Here is a 316-nt window from a genome sequence, read left to right as displayed (position 1 = left end):
AATACACATATATTCCTTAGTAGTAAAAGCATTAATACGGCCCCCTATGTTTTCCACGATTTCGTTAATTTCACGTTTTTTGAAATAATAATTTTCTTGAAAAAGAAGATGTTCAATAAAATGAGATATACCATTTTCTTCCTTAGTTTCATATTTCGAACCGTAAGGTAGAAATATGCCCATAGAAAAAGTGTTATGAGCTTCTATATGATCCGTTACTAATCGGATACCATTTTCAAAAACTATCCTATCCATTCACTACACTCCTCTTATCAAGATTTTAAGGAAAAGGAATCATTCTATATGCATTAGGAAA

At 30.4% G+C, this 316-nt stretch carries 1 protein-coding gene; it reads right to left on the bottom strand.

Going from position 1 to position 316, the window contains the following annotated elements; genetic code table 11:
- A partial coding sequence (locus CHH67_RS25820; protein ID WP_144029328.1) for an insulinase family protein occupies positions 1-255 on the bottom strand: 255 nt, incomplete at its 3' end.
- Between the last annotated feature and the right edge of the window lie 61 nt (positions 256-316).

This window comes from Paenibacillus campinasensis (assembly GCF_002272015.1).
Lineage (GTDB): Bacteria > Bacillota > Bacilli > Paenibacillales > Paenibacillaceae > Paenibacillus_AQ > Paenibacillus_AQ campinasensis.
This window is presented reverse-complemented; position numbering and strand designations above follow the sequence as displayed.